The organism is Pseudomonas sp. No.117, from assembly GCF_054558395.1.
Genome location: NZ_BAAJNP010000001.1, coordinates 704,497 through 718,893 on the forward strand (window position 1 = coordinate 704,497; position 14,397 = coordinate 718,893).

General features: G+C 67.1%; 14 protein-coding genes. 4 read left to right on the forward strand and 10 right to left on the reverse strand.

Annotated elements, in window-relative coordinates; all coding sequences use genetic code 11:
* Positions 1–43: 43 nt before the first annotated feature.
* Positions 44–889 carry an NAD-dependent epimerase/dehydratase family protein gene (locus tag ACYJP6_RS03285; RefSeq protein WP_459473333.1) on the reverse strand — a complete coding sequence of 282 codons (846 nt, stop codon included), beginning with the start codon at positions 887–889 and terminating at the stop codon, positions 44–46.
* A gap of 151 nt (positions 890–1,040) precedes the next feature.
* On the opposite strand from ACYJP6_RS03285, the gene ACYJP6_RS03290 reads away from it, so the two are divergent.
* From ACYJP6_RS03290 to ACYJP6_RS03300, 3 genes are all read left to right on the forward strand, one after another.
* Positions 1,041–1,973 (forward strand): hydrogen peroxide-inducible genes activator, encoded by a 933-nt coding sequence (locus tag ACYJP6_RS03290; protein ID WP_145011326.1) that lies wholly within the window; start codon positions 1,041–1,043, stop codon positions 1,971–1,973.
* Positions 1,970–4,045: an ATP-dependent DNA helicase RecG gene (gene recG / locus ACYJP6_RS03295; RefSeq protein WP_459473334.1), complete on the forward strand. Its 2,076-nt coding sequence runs from the start codon at positions 1,970–1,972 to the stop codon at positions 4,043–4,045. The genes ACYJP6_RS03290 and recG overlap by 4 nt, the downstream gene beginning before the upstream one ends.
* A gap of 75 nt (positions 4,046–4,120) precedes the next feature.
* A complete protein-coding gene (locus ACYJP6_RS03300) occupies positions 4,121–5,515 on the forward strand; it encodes an aminoacyl-tRNA deacylase and HDOD domain-containing protein (RefSeq protein ID WP_459473336.1) in 1,395 nt (464 codons plus the stop codon).
* 96 nt (positions 5,516–5,611) lie between these two features.
* Here ACYJP6_RS03300 and rpmG read toward each other — a convergent pair whose 3' ends face one another.
* Entirely contained in the window at positions 5,612–5,767 is a 156-nt protein-coding gene (rpmG, locus tag ACYJP6_RS03305) for a 50S ribosomal protein L33 (RefSeq protein WP_007159904.1), read from the reverse strand.
* Between the two features lie 11 nt (positions 5,768–5,778).
* Entirely contained in the window at positions 5,779–6,015 is a 237-nt protein-coding gene (gene rpmB, locus ACYJP6_RS03310) for a 50S ribosomal protein L28 (RefSeq protein ID WP_007159903.1), read from the reverse strand.
* Positions 6,016–6,406: 391 nt separating this feature from the next.
* Between rpmB and ACYJP6_RS03315 the strand changes: the two genes are divergently transcribed.
* Complete coding sequence (locus ACYJP6_RS03315) at positions 6,407–7,984, forward strand: ABC transporter substrate-binding protein (RefSeq protein ID WP_459473338.1); 1,578 nt, start codon at positions 6,407–6,409, stop codon at positions 7,982–7,984.
* 14 nt (positions 7,985–7,998) lie between these two features.
* On the opposite strand, the gene ACYJP6_RS03320 is transcribed toward ACYJP6_RS03315, so the two are convergent.
* From ACYJP6_RS03320 to ACYJP6_RS03350, 7 genes are all read right to left on the reverse strand, one after another.
* Entirely contained in the window at positions 7,999–8,250 is a 252-nt protein-coding gene (locus tag ACYJP6_RS03320) for a putative hemolysin (protein ID WP_459473340.1), read from the reverse strand.
* Between the two features lie 93 nt (positions 8,251–8,343).
* Positions 8,344–8,673, reverse strand: a complete 330-nt coding sequence (locus ACYJP6_RS03325) for a Na+/H+ antiporter subunit G (RefSeq protein WP_459473342.1) — start codon at positions 8,671–8,673, stop codon at positions 8,344–8,346.
* Between the two features lie 15 nt (positions 8,674–8,688).
* The gene (locus ACYJP6_RS03330; RefSeq protein WP_140219306.1) at positions 8,689–8,958 is read right to left on the reverse strand and encodes a K+/H+ antiporter subunit F; all 270 of its coding nucleotides are present in this window, start codon (positions 8,956–8,958) and stop codon (positions 8,689–8,691) included.
* Complete coding sequence (locus ACYJP6_RS03335) at positions 8,943–9,440, reverse strand: Na+/H+ antiporter subunit E (protein WP_459473344.1); 498 nt, start codon at positions 9,438–9,440, stop codon at positions 8,943–8,945. The genes ACYJP6_RS03330 and ACYJP6_RS03335 overlap by 16 nt, the downstream gene beginning before the upstream one ends.
* Positions 9,437–10,936, reverse strand: a complete 1,500-nt coding sequence (locus ACYJP6_RS03340) for a monovalent cation/H+ antiporter subunit D (protein WP_459473346.1) — start codon at positions 10,934–10,936, stop codon at positions 9,437–9,439. Before ACYJP6_RS03340 ends, ACYJP6_RS03335 begins: the two co-directional genes overlap by 4 nt.
* The gene (locus tag ACYJP6_RS03345; protein ID WP_027597400.1) at positions 10,933–11,262 is read right to left on the reverse strand and encodes a Na+/H+ antiporter subunit C; all 330 of its coding nucleotides are present in this window, start codon (positions 11,260–11,262) and stop codon (positions 10,933–10,935) included. The genes ACYJP6_RS03340 and ACYJP6_RS03345 overlap by 4 nt, the downstream gene beginning before the upstream one ends.
* A 1-nt stretch (position 11,263) precedes the next feature.
* Complete coding sequence (locus tag ACYJP6_RS03350) at positions 11,264–14,071, reverse strand: monovalent cation/H+ antiporter subunit A (protein WP_459473348.1); 2,808 nt, start codon at positions 14,069–14,071, stop codon at positions 11,264–11,266.
* Between the last annotated feature and the right edge of the window lie 326 nt (positions 14,072–14,397).

The window sequence follows — 14,397 nt, forward strand, 5'->3', positions numbered from 1 at the left end:
CAAGTCGAATGCAGAGCCCGGCCCCGTGCCGGGCTCTGTCGTTTCAGCCCGCGAGAATTGCCGCGTAGCCTTCGCGATAGCTGGGGTAGCGGGGCACCCAGCCCAGGGCCCGGGCGCGGGCGTTGCTGCACCTCTTGCTGCCGGCGCGGCGCAGCTGGGCCTCTGCGGACCAGAAGTCGATGCCCAGGCGGGCCCGCAGCCAGTCGACCACCTCGTCCAGCGGCGCCGGATCGTCGTCGACGCCGAGGTAGAGCGCCTCCAGGGCGACCCCGGCGCGATCTCGCTCCAGCAGCAGTGCCAGCAGGCCGGCCGCGTCCTCGACATGGATGCGATTGCCATACAGCGGCGGCTCGCGGCTCACCCGCGAGCCTTCGCGGACCTGGCGCAGCAGCGCCTCGCGTCCCGGCCCATAGATGCCGGTCAGGCGCACCACGCTGGCCGGAAGGCCGCTGCCCAGAGCCAGGTCTTCCGCCTCGCGCAGGATGCGCCCGGAAAAGCGCGTGGATTCGGCCGGCGCGGTTTCGTCGATCCAGGCGCCGTCCTGCTGGGCGTAGACGCCGCTGCTGGAGACGAACAGCAGGCGCCTCGGGCGCTGGTCGCAGGCGGCCAGCCAGCCCAGCAGGTGGCGCAGACCCTCGACGTAGGCGGCGCGATAGCCGGCTTCGTCGTGGTGCGTCGCCGCGGTGGCATAGACCACCTGGTCGAGGGGTTCCCGCGGCCAGGCGGCCGGTGGCGTGGCATCGGCCAGGTCCCCGGCGACCGGGAGCAGCGCGGCGGGCAGGGCGGCGACATTGCGCCTGAGGCCGAAGACGCGGTGGCCCTGGGCGACCAGTTGCAGGCCGAGACGGCTGCCGACATCGCCGCAACCGGCGATCAGGATGGTGCTCATCGGTGTTTCCTTCTGCAAAGGCCTGGACAGACGGCCAGGGTAGCCCCTGCGTGGCCGAGGTCCAACCGCTTACGGCGGTCGCCTGCCCGTCGCGCTTGGCCGTTGATAGAGACAGCCGCTAAGATTGGCCGGCAACCCATGGAATTTGACTATGACCCTGACTGAACTGCGCTATATCGTCACGCTCGCCCAGGAACAGCACTTTGGCCGAGCCGCCGAGCGTTGCCATGTCAGCCAGCCGACGCTGTCGGTCGGCGTCAAGAAGCTCGAGGACGAGCTGGGCATTCTGATCTTCGAGCGCAGCAAGAGTGCCGTGCGCCTCACCCCCACCGGCGAGGGCATCGTCGCCCAGGCGCAGAAGGTGCTGGAGCAGGCCCAGGGCATCCGCGAGCTGGCCCAGGCCGGCAAGAACCAGCTCAGCGCCCCACTGAAGATCGGCGCCATCTATACCATCGGGCCCTATCTCTTCCCGCATCTCATCCCGCAGCTCAACCGGGTGGCACCGGAGATGCCGCTGTACATCGAGGAAAACTTCACCCATCTGCTGCGCGACAAGCTGCGCACGGGTGAATTGGACGCCGTCATCCTGGCCCTGCCGTTCAGCGAGCCGGATGTCCTGACCATGCCGCTGTACGACGAACCCTTCTACGTGATGATGCCGGCGCGGCACCCTTGGACCAAGCTCAAGACCATTCCGCAGAACCAGCTCAGCGACAAGAGCCTGCTGCTGCTCGGCGAAGGTCACTGCTTCCGCGACCAGGTGCTGGAAGCTTGCCCGACGGTACGCAAGCACGAGGAGAACAAGAACTCCACGGTGGAATCCTCCTCACTGGAAACCATCCGCCACATGGTCGCCTCGGGCCTGGGCGTCTCGGTGCTGCCGTTCTCGGCGGTGGAGAGCCATCACTATGCGCCGGGGATCATCGAGGTGCGACCCTTCGAGCGGCCGGTGCCCTATCGCACCGTGGCCATCGCCTGGCGCGCCAGCTTCCCGCGGCCCAAGGCCATCGAGGTGCTGGCCGATTCGGTCCGGCTGTGTTCGGTGGCGCGACCCGAAGCCAAGGGCGTCGTGCAGCCGGCATGAGCGAACTGGCCGCGACGCCGGTCACCGCCCTCAAGGGGGTCGGCGCCGCCCTGCAGGAAAAGCTCGCGCGGGTCGGCCTGGAAACCCTGCAGGACGTGCTCTTCCACCTGCCGCTGCGCTACCAGGACCGGACCCGCATCGTGCCCATCGGTGCCCTGCGGCCCGGCCAGGATGCGGTGGTCGAGGGCATGGTCGCCTCCGCCGAGGTGCTCATGGGCCGCCGCCGCAGCCTGCTGGTCAGGCTGCAGGACGGCAGCGGTACCCTGTCGCTGCGATTCTTCCACTTCAGCCAGGCGCAGAAGGACGGCCTCAAGCGCGGCACCCTGCTGCGCTGCTATGGCGAGGTCCGTCCCGGCGCCTCGGGGCTGGAGATCTATCACCCGGAGTACCGTGCCCAGGATGAAAACGCCCCGGCGCCGGTCGAGCAGACGCTGACCCCCATCTACCCGACCACCGAGGGCCTCACCCAGCTGCGCCTGCGCCAGCTCAGCGCCCAGACGCTGGAGCGGCTGGGGCCCGACTCCCTGCCGGACTGGCTGCCGCCGGAGATGGCCGCGCACTATCGCCTGGGCCCGCTGGCCGATGCGCTGCGCTACCTGCACCGGCCGCCGCCGGATGCCGACCTGGAAGAACTCGCCGAGGGTCGCCACTGGGCCCAGGAACGGCTGGTCTTCGAAGAATTGCTCACTCACCAGCTATCCCTGCAGCGGCTGCGCGAGACCCTGAGGGCGCAGCGTGCGGTGCCCTTGCCAGCCGCCCGGCGGCTGCCCCAGCGCTACCTGGACAACCTCGGCTTCACCCCCACCGGCGCCCAGCAGCGGGTCGGCCGCGAGATCGCCTACGACCTGGCCCAGGGCGAGCCCATGCTGCGCCTGGTGCAGGGCGACGTGGGCGCGGGCAAGACGGTGGTGGCCGCCCTGGCTGCGCTGCAGGCCATCGAGGCCGGCTACCAGGTGGCCTTGATGGCGCCCACCGAGATCCTCGCCGAACAGCACTTCCTCAACTTCCAGCGCTGGTTCGCCGCCCTGGACATCGAGGTGGCCTGGCTGGCCGGCAAGCTCAAGGGCAAGGCCCGCGCCAGCTCGCTCGAACGTATCGCCGCCGGGGCGCCCATGGTGGTGGGCACCCATGCGCTGTTCCAGGACGAGGTCCGCTTCGCCCGTCTGGCGCTGGTGGTGATCGACGAACAGCACCGCTTCGGCGTGCAGCAGCGCCTGGCTCTGCGCCAGAAGGGCGTCGACGGGCGCCTGGCGCCGCACCAGCTGATCATGACCGCCACGCCCATCCCGCGCACCCTGGCCATGAGCGCCTATGCCGACCTGGATACCTCGGTGCTCGACGAATTGCCGCCGGGGCGGACCCCGGTCAATACCGTGAGCGTCACCGACAGTCGCCGCGAGGAGGTGGTGGAGCGTGTCCGCGCCGCCTGCCACGAAGGGCGCCAGGCCTACTGGGTCTGCACCCTGATCGAGGAATCCGAGGAGCTCACCTGCCAGGCGGCGGAGACCACCTACGAGGAGTTGCAGCTGGCCCTGGCCGAATTGCACGTCGGGTTGATCCACGGCCGCATGAAGCCGGCGGAGAAGGCCGCGGTGATGGCCGAGTTCAAGGCCGGCAACCTGCAGCTGCTGGTGGCCACCACGGTGATCGAGGTGGGGGTGGACGTGCCCAACGCCAGCCTGATGATCATCGAGAATCCCGAACGCCTGGGCCTGGCCCAGTTGCACCAGTTGCGCGGCCGGGTCGGACGGGGCAGTGCGGTCAGCCATTGCGTGCTGCTGTTCCACCCGCCGCTGTCGCAGATCGGTCGCGAGCGCCTGGCCATCATGCGCGAGACCAACGACGGCTTCATCATCGCCGAGAAGGACCTGGAATTGCGTGGCCCCGGCGAGATGCTCGGCACGCGCCAGACGGGTCTGTTGCAGTTCAAGGTGGCCGATCTCATGCGCGACGCCCACTGGCTGCCGGCGGTGCGTGACGCCGCCCAGGAGTTGCTGGCGCGCTGGCCGAGCCATGCCGGTCCGCTGCTGGAGCGTTGGCTGCGCCATGGACAGCAATACGGCCAGGTGTGACAAAGCTTATACAGACGACGCTACCTGCGGAGCCGAATGGTTATACTCCAGGGCGTACGTGAGGAAGAAAATGCCATGACCGATGTAGCGCTCGCTTCGCCCGTCCCTGAAGTCCCCCCTTCGATCCAGCAGCTACTCGCCCAGTTGAATCTGGCCTATCGGCCGGTACCGGCGACGACCCGCCAGCCGCAGGCGAATCGGGTGCACACGGTGCTCCTCAGCGACAGCGTCGGCATGCTGCTGGTGCTGCTGCCCGAGGACCAGTTGCTGGATCTGCGCCGGCTGGTGGAGTTCACCGGGCGGCAACTGGCGGTGGTGGCGCCGGAGCGGCTGCTGCGCACCCTGGAGCGCTACGAACTGGATGTCCTGCCGGGGCTACCCTCGCTGACCAATTCCCCCTGCCTGTATGACGAGCGACTGCTGGAGGCACCGCGACTGCTGCTGGAATCGGGTGAGCGCTCGCTGCTGTTGGAGGTGGAAACGTCTGACTATCGCCGTCTGTTGAGTCAGGCGACCGCCGGCAGCTTCGGCATTCCGGCAGCGGGTATCCAGCCGAATCTACGTCAGCCAGAGCGCGACCAGGCGGAGATCCTCCATGCCGCGACCGCCTTCACCGCACGCCGCATTCGCCAGCGCCTCGACGAGACCCTGGAAATCCCGCCGCTGTCCAAGACCGCGGAAAAGGTCATCAAGCTGCGGGTCGATCCCGATGCCACGGTGGACGACCTGGCCAACGTGGTGGAGACCGATCCGGCCCTGGCCGCCCAGGTGATCAGCTGGGCGGCGTCGCCCTACTATGCCGCGCCCGGCAAGATCCGCTCGGTGGAAGATGCCATCGTGCGGGTGCTGGGCTTCGACCTGGTGATCAACCTGGCCCTCGGTCTGGCGCTGGGCAAGACCCTCAGCTTGCCCAGCGACCAGGCGCAGCAGGAAACGCCCTACTGGAAGCAGGCCATCTACACCGCCGCCCTGATCGAGGGCCTGGCGCGCTCCATGCCGCGGGCGGAGCGGCCGGAGATGGGCCTGGCCTATCTCGGCGGCCTGCTGCACAACTTCGGTTACCTGGTGCTGGCCCACGTCTTCCCGCCGCACTTCACGCTGATCTGCCGCCATTTGGAGGCCAACCGCCAGCTGGATCACCAGGTGGTCGAGCATCACCTGCTGGGCATCACCCGCGAGCAGATCGGCGCCGCCCTGATGCGCTGCTGGGAAATGCCCGAGGAGGTGGTCACGGCGCTGCGCTTCCAGGGCGATCCGGAGTATCAGGGCGAGCAGGCGGTCTATCCCAACCTGATCTTCCTCGCCGTGCAGCTGCTGCGCGCCGAGGGCATCGGCAATGGCCCGGCCCAGCCCATTCCCGACGATCTCTATGCGCGGCTCAACATAGAGCCGGCCAAGGCACGGGAATGCATGCAGAAGATCCTCGGCGCGGAAGCCGCCCTGCGCGAGCTGACCGGCCAGTTCAAGTGAGCTCCTGGGCGCGGCGGACCGGCTGCGGCCGGATCCGCCGAACGCCAGGCAACAAAAAACCCGCCGAGGCGGGTTTTTTGTCAAGGGGGCGATCAATTACTTGATCTTGCCTTCCTTGTACATGACATGCTTGCGCACGACCGGATCGAATTTCTTGATTTCGATCTTTTCGGGCTTGGTGCGCTTGTTCTTGTCAGTGGTGTAGAAGTGGCCGGTACCGGCACTGGAAATCAGACGGATCAATTCACGCATGACGAATCCCCTTAGAATTTTTCGCCGCGGCTACGCAGCTCGGACAGGACGGTTTCGATACCGCGCTTGTCGATGATACGCATGCCCTTGGCAGAAACGCGCAGACGCACGAAGCGCTTCTCGGATTCTACCCAGAAACGGTGATGCTGCAGGTTCGGCAGGAAACGACGACGGGTTTTGTTGTTAGCGTGGGAAACGTTGTTCCCAGTAATCGGACCCTTACCGGTTACTTGGCAAACTCTCGACATGGCTCAGCCCTCATAAACCTCATGCCAAACCCGGCATGGGTTGGCCGCTTGTAACTGTATTGATTCCTGTTTTGACGGGAGCGCCGGCGAAAGCCGGGGACCTGAAGCGGCCATACCCCGAAAAAAGAGCGCTGTTTTATACCAGAAGCGCTCGGCGATAACAAGGTGGGGCGACCGATGAAATCCCCGCGGAGCGGGCGCTGCGCGGCCCTCTCCGGAATGCCAACCGTTCGTCGGTCAGAAGCATTGTGACAGACGGACGGGTGGTCTAGTTTAAGGCGACTGAGAAAACCCCAGCACATCCGCCAGACGGTCATCGGCAGGGTCTGTCAGCCCGCTGCCACTGTCCAGTTCCACCGTCTGCCCACCCCGGATCTACAAGGAATCATCCATGCGTTTCGCCGCCTTGCCTCTGCTCTTCGCGCCCCTGCTGGCCCAGGCCGCCACGCTCAGTGTCTGCACCGAAGCCAGTCCGGATGGATTCGACGTGGTGCAGTACAACTCCCTGACCACCACCAACGCCTCGGCCGACGTGCTGATGAATCGCCTGGTGGACTACGACGCCAGCGAAGGCAAGCTGGTGCCGAGCCTGGCCCAGAGCTGGACGATCTCCAACGACGGCCTGACCTATGACTTCACCCTGCGCCCGGACGTGAAGTTTCACCACACCGACTACTTCACCCCCAGCCGCAGCCTGAACGCCGACGACGTGGTGTTCAGCTTCCAGCGCATGCTGGACAAGGATCATCCCTGGCACGCGGTGGCCAAGAGCGGCTACCCCCATGCCCAGTCGATGCAGTGGCCCAAGTTGATCAAGAGCGTCGAGAAGACCAGCGACCTGGGCGTGCGCATCGTGCTCAACACCCCGGATGCCACCTTCCTGCCGACCCTGAGCATGGGCTTCGCCTCCATCTATTCCGCCGAATACGCCGACCAGCTGCTCAAGGCCGGCAAGACCGCCCAGCTCAACGACGAACCCATAGGCACCGGGCCCTTCGTCTTCAAGCGCTACCAGAAGGACGCCGTGGTGCGCTATGCGGCCAACCCGGACTATTTCGCCGGCAAGCCCAAGCTGGATGGGCTGATCTACGCCATCACCCCGGACTCGGCGGTGCGCCTGCAGCGGCTCAAGCGCGGCGAGTGCCAGCTCGCCCTCTCGCCCAAGCCGCAGGACCTGCAGAGCGCCCGGGAGGACAAGAGCCTGCAGGTGCTGCAGACGCCGGCCTTCATGACCGCCTTCGTCGGCATCAACACCAGCCATCCACCGCTGGACAACATCAAGGTGCGCCAGGCCATCAACCTGGCGTTCGACAAGCAGAGCTATCTCAAGGCGGTGTTCCAAGACACCGCGGTGGCTGCCGACAACGTCTATCCGCCGACCACCTGGGGCTACGCCAAGGACGTGCCGGCCTATCCCTATGACCCGGCCAAGGCCAAGACCCTGCTGGCCCAGGCGGGCCTCAAGGACGGCTTCAAGACCACTATCTGGACCCGACCCAGTGGCAGCCTGCTCAACCCCAATCCGCAACTGGGCGCCCAGATGCTGCAGGCCGACCTGAAGAAGATCGGCGTCGATGCGCAGATCCAGGTGATCGAATGGGGTGAGCTGATCCGCCGCGCCAAGACCGGCGAGCACGATCTCCTGTTCATGGGCTGGGCCGGCGACAACGGCGATCCGGACAACTACCTGACGCCGCAATTCTCCTGCGCCTCGGTGCAGTCGGGCCTCAACTTCGCCCGCTATTGCGACAAGACCCTGGATGGCGCCATCGCCAAGGGCAAGACCCTGTCCGACCAGATGGCCCGGGCCACCGTCTACCACCAGGCCCAGCGCATCATCCACGACCAGGCGCTGTGGCTGCCGCTGGCGCATCCGACGGTGACGGTCCTGGCCAAGACCGGGGTTGAGGGCTACCAGCCCAGTCCCTTCGGCCGGCAGGACTTCAGCCAGGTCAGTGGCGGCCGCTGAGGCCGCCCAGCTCCTCAGGGGTGGTCGCGGCGGTACAGCGCCCACTCCTCGACCTCATGGCCATCGGCGAAATGACAGATGCCGTACTGGTTGCCGATGGCGTCCTGGCGGATGTCCACTCGACCGCCCTGGCTGAGGCAGTATTCGGACGCCGGATTAGCGAGCTGGTAGCTGGACGCTGGGCGTTCGTCACGGCTACAGCCGGCCGTTAGCAGCAGGCCGCCAAGCAGCGCAGGGGTGGCCAGGATGGAGAGGAAGGTGCGCATGGGGGCATCCACGGGTCTTGAGAGGTGAAAGGCCTACCCTAGAGCAGGCGCACGCCGCCGGCCAGTATCAGCGATGAGCGCGGCGGCGACGCCTCATTGCCACGGACGTCCATCGGTGCGTTCCACCAGCTTGACCTTCTGCTGGATGGCGGCGCGGGCCATCATGTGGGCGCTCACCGGCGCGGTGATGAAGAGGAACAGGGCGATCAGCAGCTCGTGCAGGCTGAGGCCATCACCCTGGACGCTGAAGAACAGCATGGAGGCGATGATGGTGCTGCCCACGCCCAGGGTGGTGGCCTTGGTCGGGCCGTGCAGGCGCATGAAGAAGTCCGGCAACCGGTACAGGCCGATGGCGCCGATGAGGGCGAAGCTGCTGCCGATGAGCAGCAGGGCGCAGATCAGGAGTTCGAGCCAGAAGGGCATGAGCATAGCTCCCTGTTAGTCGATGATTTCGCCGTGGAGCATGTGCTTGCCCAGCGCCACGGTACCGACGAAGCCGGTCACGGCGATGAGCAGCGCCGCTTCGAAGAAGACGGCGGTGGCCAGCCAGATGCCGAACAGCACGATCAACGCCAGGACGTTGATGTAGAGGGTATCCAGGGCCAGCACCCGATCCGGGATGTCTGGGCCCTTCACCAGGCGATAGACGTTGAGCACGGCGGCCACGCCCATCATGCCCATGCACAGCAGTGTCACGTAGGTGAGCATTCGAAGATCTCCTTGAGCGGGGCTTCATAGCGAGTCTTGACCTGGCGGATCACCTGCGCCTTGTCGTCGACGTCCAGGCCGTGCAGCAACAGGGTCTTGCGATCGCCGCTGAGGCCGGAGGACACGGTACCGGGGGTGAGGGAGACCACGCAGGCCAGCAGGGTGAGGAGGAACTCATCCTCGATGTCGATGGGCACTTCGATGAAGGCTGGCTTGAGGTCCCGGGTAGGCCCCAGTACCAGGCGGGCGACGTGCAGGTTGGCGACGATGATGTCGTACAGCACCATCAGTGCGTAGCGCAGCAGCAGGCCCGGGCGACGTAGCCGCGGAGCATGGAGCAGGAAGTCCTGGCAGAGCAGCGGGATGCCCCAGCCCAGCAGCAGGCCCAGCAGCAGCTGGCCCAGGCTCAGGCTGTTGTTGAGCAGCAGCCAGGTCAGGGTCAGCAGCAGGGTGAGCAGCGGATGCGGCAGCCAGCGCTTCATGGGCCGACCCCCCGGACGATATCGAAGTAAGGCGCCACGTCCAGCAGTTGCCGGGCGGTGTCCAGCACATAGCCGTGCAGTGGCGCCGCAGCGGCGACCAGCAGCGGACTGCCCGCCAGCAGGCCGAGGGTGGCGGCGAGCTGGACCGGGTCGAGGCGCACGCTCAGGGCGGCACTGTTGCTGCGCCAGAACAGGGTGGTGCCGGCGCGGGACAGGGCGATGAGCATGCCCAGCCCACCGAGCAGGACCACCGGCCAGATGATCAACGCCGGCCAGGCGGTACCGGTGGCCTGCAACAGCATCACCTTGCCGAGGAAGCCGGGGAAGGGTGGCAAGCCGGCGACGGACACCGCGCCGAGGAAGAACAGCCCGCCGAGCAGGCGTGGATTGGCCAGCTGCGGACCGCTGTTCAGGCCATCGCCCTGGGGGCCGCGTTGCTGGGCGAAGAGGTCCGCCAGCAGGAACAGGGCGCCGGCGATCCAGGTGCTGTGTACCAGGTAGAACAGTGCAGCGGCCAGCCCCGCGACGCTGCCCAGGGCCACGCCGGTCAGCAGCATGCCCACCGAGATCACCACCAGGTAGCCGAGCAGCGCCTTGAGCTGGCGCGCGGCCAGGGCGCCAAACACCCCGGCGGCCAGGGTGAGCGCCGCCAGTGGCCAGAGCCAGGGCAGCACGAAGCCCGCCAGGGGGCCGGCGGCGCTGCCGAACACCAGCAGGAAGACGCGGACGATGGCGTAGAGGCCGACCTTGGTCATGATGGCGAACAGCGCTGCGACCGGGGCGCTGGCGGCGGAATAGGCGCCGGGCAGCCAGAAGTACAGCGGCAGGATGGCGCCCTTGAGACCGAACACCACCAGCAGCAGGAAGCCAGCGGCGGCCAGCAGCGGTGCCTGCGCCGGATCGGCATTGGCCACCCGCAGGCCCAGGTCCGCCATATTGAGGGTGCCGAGCAGGCCGTAGAGCAGGCCGATGCCGATCAGGAACAGCGCCGAGCCCACCAGGTTGAGCACCACGTAGTGCAGGCCGGCGCGTACCCGGGCGGGGCCGGCGCCGTGCACCAGCAGGGCGTAGGAGGCGATCAGCAGGATCTCGAAGAAGACGAAGAGGTTGAACAGGTCACCGGTGAGGAAGGCGCCGTTGATGCCCAGCAACTGGAACTGGAACAGCGCATGGAAATCCGGGCCGCGCTCGTCGTCGCCGCGGCAGGCATAGAGCGCCGTGCAACCGGCCAGCACCGCCACGGTGAACAGCATCAAGGCGGCCAGGCGATCCAGCAGCAGGACGATGCCGAAGGGCGCCGGCCAGTCGCCCAGGGCGTAGACCTCCAGGCTACCGCTGCTGGCCCGCTGCAGGAGCAGCACGGCCAGGGGCAGCAGCGCCCAGGTGGCGAGCAGCGACAGCCGCCGCGCGGTGGTCGCCGACAGCCGTGGGCGCATCAGCAGGAAGGCGCCCATGAACAGCGGCACGAGGATCGGCAGGATGATCAGGTGCTTCATCGGCGCGGTTCCTCGCCATCCACGTGGTCGGTGCGCAACTCGCCCAGGGCGCGCAGCGACAGGGCGACCACGAAGGCGGTCATGGCGAAGCCGATGACGATGGCGGTGAGCACCAGCGCCTGGGGCACCGGATCGGCCTGCTCGGCGGCCTGGCCGATCACCGCCGGCACCCCGGTGCGCAGCCGGCCCATGGCGAACAGGAAGAGGTTGACCGCATAGGAGAGTAGGGTGAGGCCGAGCACCACCGGATAGAGCCGGGCCCGCAGCAGCAGGTAGACGCCGCTGGCGGTGAGCACGCCGAGGGCCGTGCAGAACAGGATTTCCATGCTAGAGCACCTCCTGGCTGGAACCGTCCTTGTCCGTCTCGTCCCGGCTGACGTGGCCGAGGTTGGAGAGGATCAGGAGGGTGGCGCCGACGACGGCGAGGTAGACGCCCAGGTCGAAGATCAGGGCGGTGGCCAATTCGGTCTTGCCGATCAGCGGGATGGCGAAGTAATCGAAGGCGGTGGTGAGGAAGGGCCGGCCGAACGCCAGGGAGCCCAGCCCGGTGAGGGCGGCGATCAGCACGCCGAGTCCGGCCAGGGTGTGGTAGCTGACGGGCAGGCGGCGCTGGGTCCAGGTCACGCCATGGGCGACGTACTGCAGGATCAGGGCGATGGCGGTGATCAGGCCGGCGATGAAGCCGCCGCCGGGCAGGTTGTGGCCGCGCACGAAGATGAAGGCCGACACCAGCAGCGCCAGCGGCAGCAGCACCCGGGCCACGTTGTTGAGGATCATCGGGTGGCTGTCGCGGGACCAGGGCGTGCCCTTGGGATCGACCAGCGGATGCGGCAGGTGCAGGTGCTTGAGCAGGCCGTAGACGCCGGCGGCGGCGATGGCCAGCACGGTGATCTCGCCCAGGGTGTCGAAGCCGCGGAAGTCCACCAGGATGACGTTGACCACGTTGTAGCCACCGCCACCGGACACCGAGTTGGCCAGGAAGAAGTCGCCGATGCCCTCATAGGGGCGGGTCAGCACGGCATAGGCCAGCAGCGCCACCATCAAGCCCAGGCCACCGGCCAGCAGCACATCGCGCAGGCCGCGCAGGCTGCTGGATTCGATGGGGGTGCGATCGGGCATGAAGAACAGCGCCAGTACCAGCAGGATGATGGTCACCACCTCCACCGACAGCTGGGTCAGCGCCAGGTCCGGCGCGGAATAGCGGGCGAACAGCAGGGAGACGATCAGGCCCACGGTGCTCAGGGTCATCAGTGCCTTGAGGCGGTTGCGATGGAAGACCACCGTCAGCACCGCGGTCAGCATGAGGATACCCAGGCCCAGGGCGGTGAGCGGATCGAAGGGCGACAGCGCGACCGCGCCGCCGAGGGCATCGAGCCCGGACAGCGCGGCTATCAGCAACAGCAGGGTGGCACCGAGCATCAGCGCGATGTAGCCCTGCAGCGAGCCGCTTTCCAGGCGTCGGGTGAGCCGTTGGGCGAAGCCGATCAGCCGGTTGAGGGCGTGCTCGAAGACCAGCCGGGCGTCGACGTCCGGCAGGCCCGCCTGCCAGCGGAACAGCGGCTGGCGGCAGGCATAGACCACCACGCCGCCGACCATGGCCAGGATGCTCATCATCAGGGCGGTATTGAAGCCGTGCCAGATGGCCAGGCTGTACTCGGGCAGGCTGCCACCCAGGGCGGCGCCGGCGCCCACGGCCAGCAGCGGCGCCACGGTGTAGCCGGGCACTATGCCCACCAGCAGGCAGAGCAGCACCAGGATCTCCACCGGGATCTTCATGTAGCGCGGCGGCTCGTGGGGTGGATAGTGGGGCAGGTCGCGCGGTTCGCCGTTGAAGAAGACGTCGTGGATGAAGCGCAGCGAATAGGCCACCGAGAAGACCCCGTAGAGCACCGCCACCGCCGGCACTATCCAGCTGAAGCTGCCGAACAGGCCGTGGTTGAGGGTCTCGTTGAAGAACATCTCCTTGCTCAGGAAGCCGTTGAGCAGGGGCACCCCGCCCATGGCCGCGGCGGCGACCATGGCCAGCACCGCGGTGTGCGGCATGTAGCGCCAAAGACCGGCGAGGCGGCGCATGTCGCGGCTGCCGGTCTCGTGGTCGATGATCCCGGCGGCCATGAACAGCGAGGCCTTGAAGGTGGCGTGGTTAAGGATGTGGAACACCGCCGCCACGGTGGACAGCTGGGTATCGAGGCCGAACAGCAGGGTGATCAGGCCCAGGTGGCTGATGGTGGAATAGGCCAGCAGCCCTTTCAGGTCGTGCTGGAACAGCGCCAGGACGGCGCCCACCACCAGGGTGGCGAGGCCGGTGAGGGTGACGATGTAGAACCACCAGTCCGAATCGGCCAGTGCCGGATAGAGGCGCGCCAGCAGGAAGACCCCGGCCTTGACCATGGTCGCCGAATGCAGGTAGGCCGACACTGGCGTCGGCGCGGCCATGGCCTGGGGCAGCCAGAAGTGGAAGGGAAACTGTGCGGACTTGGTGAAGACGCCGAGCAGCACCAGGATCAGCGCCAGCGGATAGAGGGCGTGGCCGGTGATCAGCGGGCCGGCGGCGAGGACGTCGGTCAGCTCGAAGCTGCCGACGATATGGCCGATCAGCAGGATGCCGGCGAGCAGGGCCAGGCCGCCGCCGCCGGTGACGGTCAGCGCCATGCGCGCGCCCTGGCGCGCTTCCTTGCTGTGGCTCCAGAAGCCGATCAGCAGGAAGGAGGCCAGGCTGGTCAGCTCCCAGAACACCATCAGCAGCAGCAGGTTTTCCGCCAGCACCATGCCCAGCATGGCGCCCATGAACAGCAGCAGGTAGGCGAAGAAGCGCCCGACCGGTTCGTCCTTGCCCAGGTAGTAGGCGGCGTAGAGGATCACCAAGAGGCCGATGACCAGGATCATCAGGGCGAACATCAGCCCCAGGCCGTCCAGGCGCAGGCTGAGATTCAGGCCCAGGGCGGGCAGCCAGTCCATGCGGTGCAAGAGCACGGCGCCGTCCAGCACGGCGGGCAGTTGCCATAGCAGCAGGGCCAGGGCCACGGCGGGGGCCAGCGCGGTCGCCAGGGCACAGGCCGATCGGCCCCGGCGCCCGGCCAGCAGCGAAAGGAGTGTGCCCATGAAAGGCAACGCGATGATCAGCGCCAATAGCATGCCTGCATCCTGTAGCTAGCCGCCTCGCGGCGGTGTGGTCGACTGGGCTTCCTCGATGCCTCTGGCGGCAATGCGCCTGCCCACCCGCAAGGTCGCCAAGCCGGCGATGGGAAGGCGAACCACCCTCAAGGTTTCGTACAAGAACCGACGGTTTAATAACCTTCAGTGATAATAAAAGACAGACCACGAATTTCTAGGCCTATCTCCCTTACAAAATATTAGGAAACAGGCGCGCGGCGGCGAGCGCGGGATCCGGGCAGCCGCAAGCCACGCGCCAGGCATCCTTGAGACCCCTGGAACGGGCATTTGCTCAGGTCGACGGGAGA

Coding starts and splice junctions, on each gene's coding strand:
- rpmB (WP_007159903.1), bottom strand. CDS start 6,015: ATGTCGAGAGTTTGCCAAGTAACCGGTAAGGGTCCGATTACTGGGAAC.
- rpmG (WP_007159904.1), bottom strand. CDS start 5,767: ATGCGTGAATTGATCCGTCTGATTTCCAGTGCCGGTACCGGCCACTTC.
- ACYJP6_RS03345 (WP_027597400.1), bottom strand. CDS start 11,262: ATGGAAATCCTGTTCTGCACGGCCCTCGGCGTGCTCACCGCCAGCGGC.
- ACYJP6_RS03315 (WP_459473338.1), top strand. CDS start 6,407: ATGCGTTTCGCCGCCTTGCCTCTGCTCTTCGCGCCCCTGCTGGCCCAG.
- ACYJP6_RS03325 (WP_459473342.1), bottom strand. CDS start 8,673: ATGCCCTTCTGGCTCGAACTCCTGATCTGCGCCCTGCTGCTCATCGGC.
- ACYJP6_RS03290 (WP_145011326.1), top strand. CDS start 1,041: ATGACCCTGACTGAACTGCGCTATATCGTCACGCTCGCCCAGGAACAG.
- ACYJP6_RS03320 (WP_459473340.1), bottom strand. CDS start 8,250: ATGCGCACCTTCCTCTCCATCCTGGCCACCCCTGCGCTGCTTGGCGGC.
- ACYJP6_RS03300 (WP_459473336.1), top strand. CDS start 4,121: ATGACCGATGTAGCGCTCGCTTCGCCCGTCCCTGAAGTCCCCCCTTCG.
- ACYJP6_RS03335 (WP_459473344.1), bottom strand. CDS start 9,440: ATGAAGCGCTGGCTGCCGCATCCGCTGCTCACCCTGCTGCTGACCCTG.
- recG (WP_459473334.1), top strand. CDS start 1,970: ATGAGCGAACTGGCCGCGACGCCGGTCACCGCCCTCAAGGGGGTCGGC.
- ACYJP6_RS03350 (WP_459473348.1), bottom strand. CDS start 14,071: ATGCTATTGGCGCTGATCATCGCGTTGCCTTTCATGGGCACACTCCTT.
- ACYJP6_RS03340 (WP_459473346.1), bottom strand. CDS start 10,936: ATGAAGCACCTGATCATCCTGCCGATCCTCGTGCCGCTGTTCATGGGC.
- ACYJP6_RS03330 (WP_140219306.1), bottom strand. CDS start 8,958: ATGCTCACCTACGTGACACTGCTGTGCATGGGCATGATGGGCGTGGCC.
- ACYJP6_RS03285 (WP_459473333.1), bottom strand. CDS start 889: ATGAGCACCATCCTGATCGCCGGTTGCGGCGATGTCGGCAGCCGTCTC.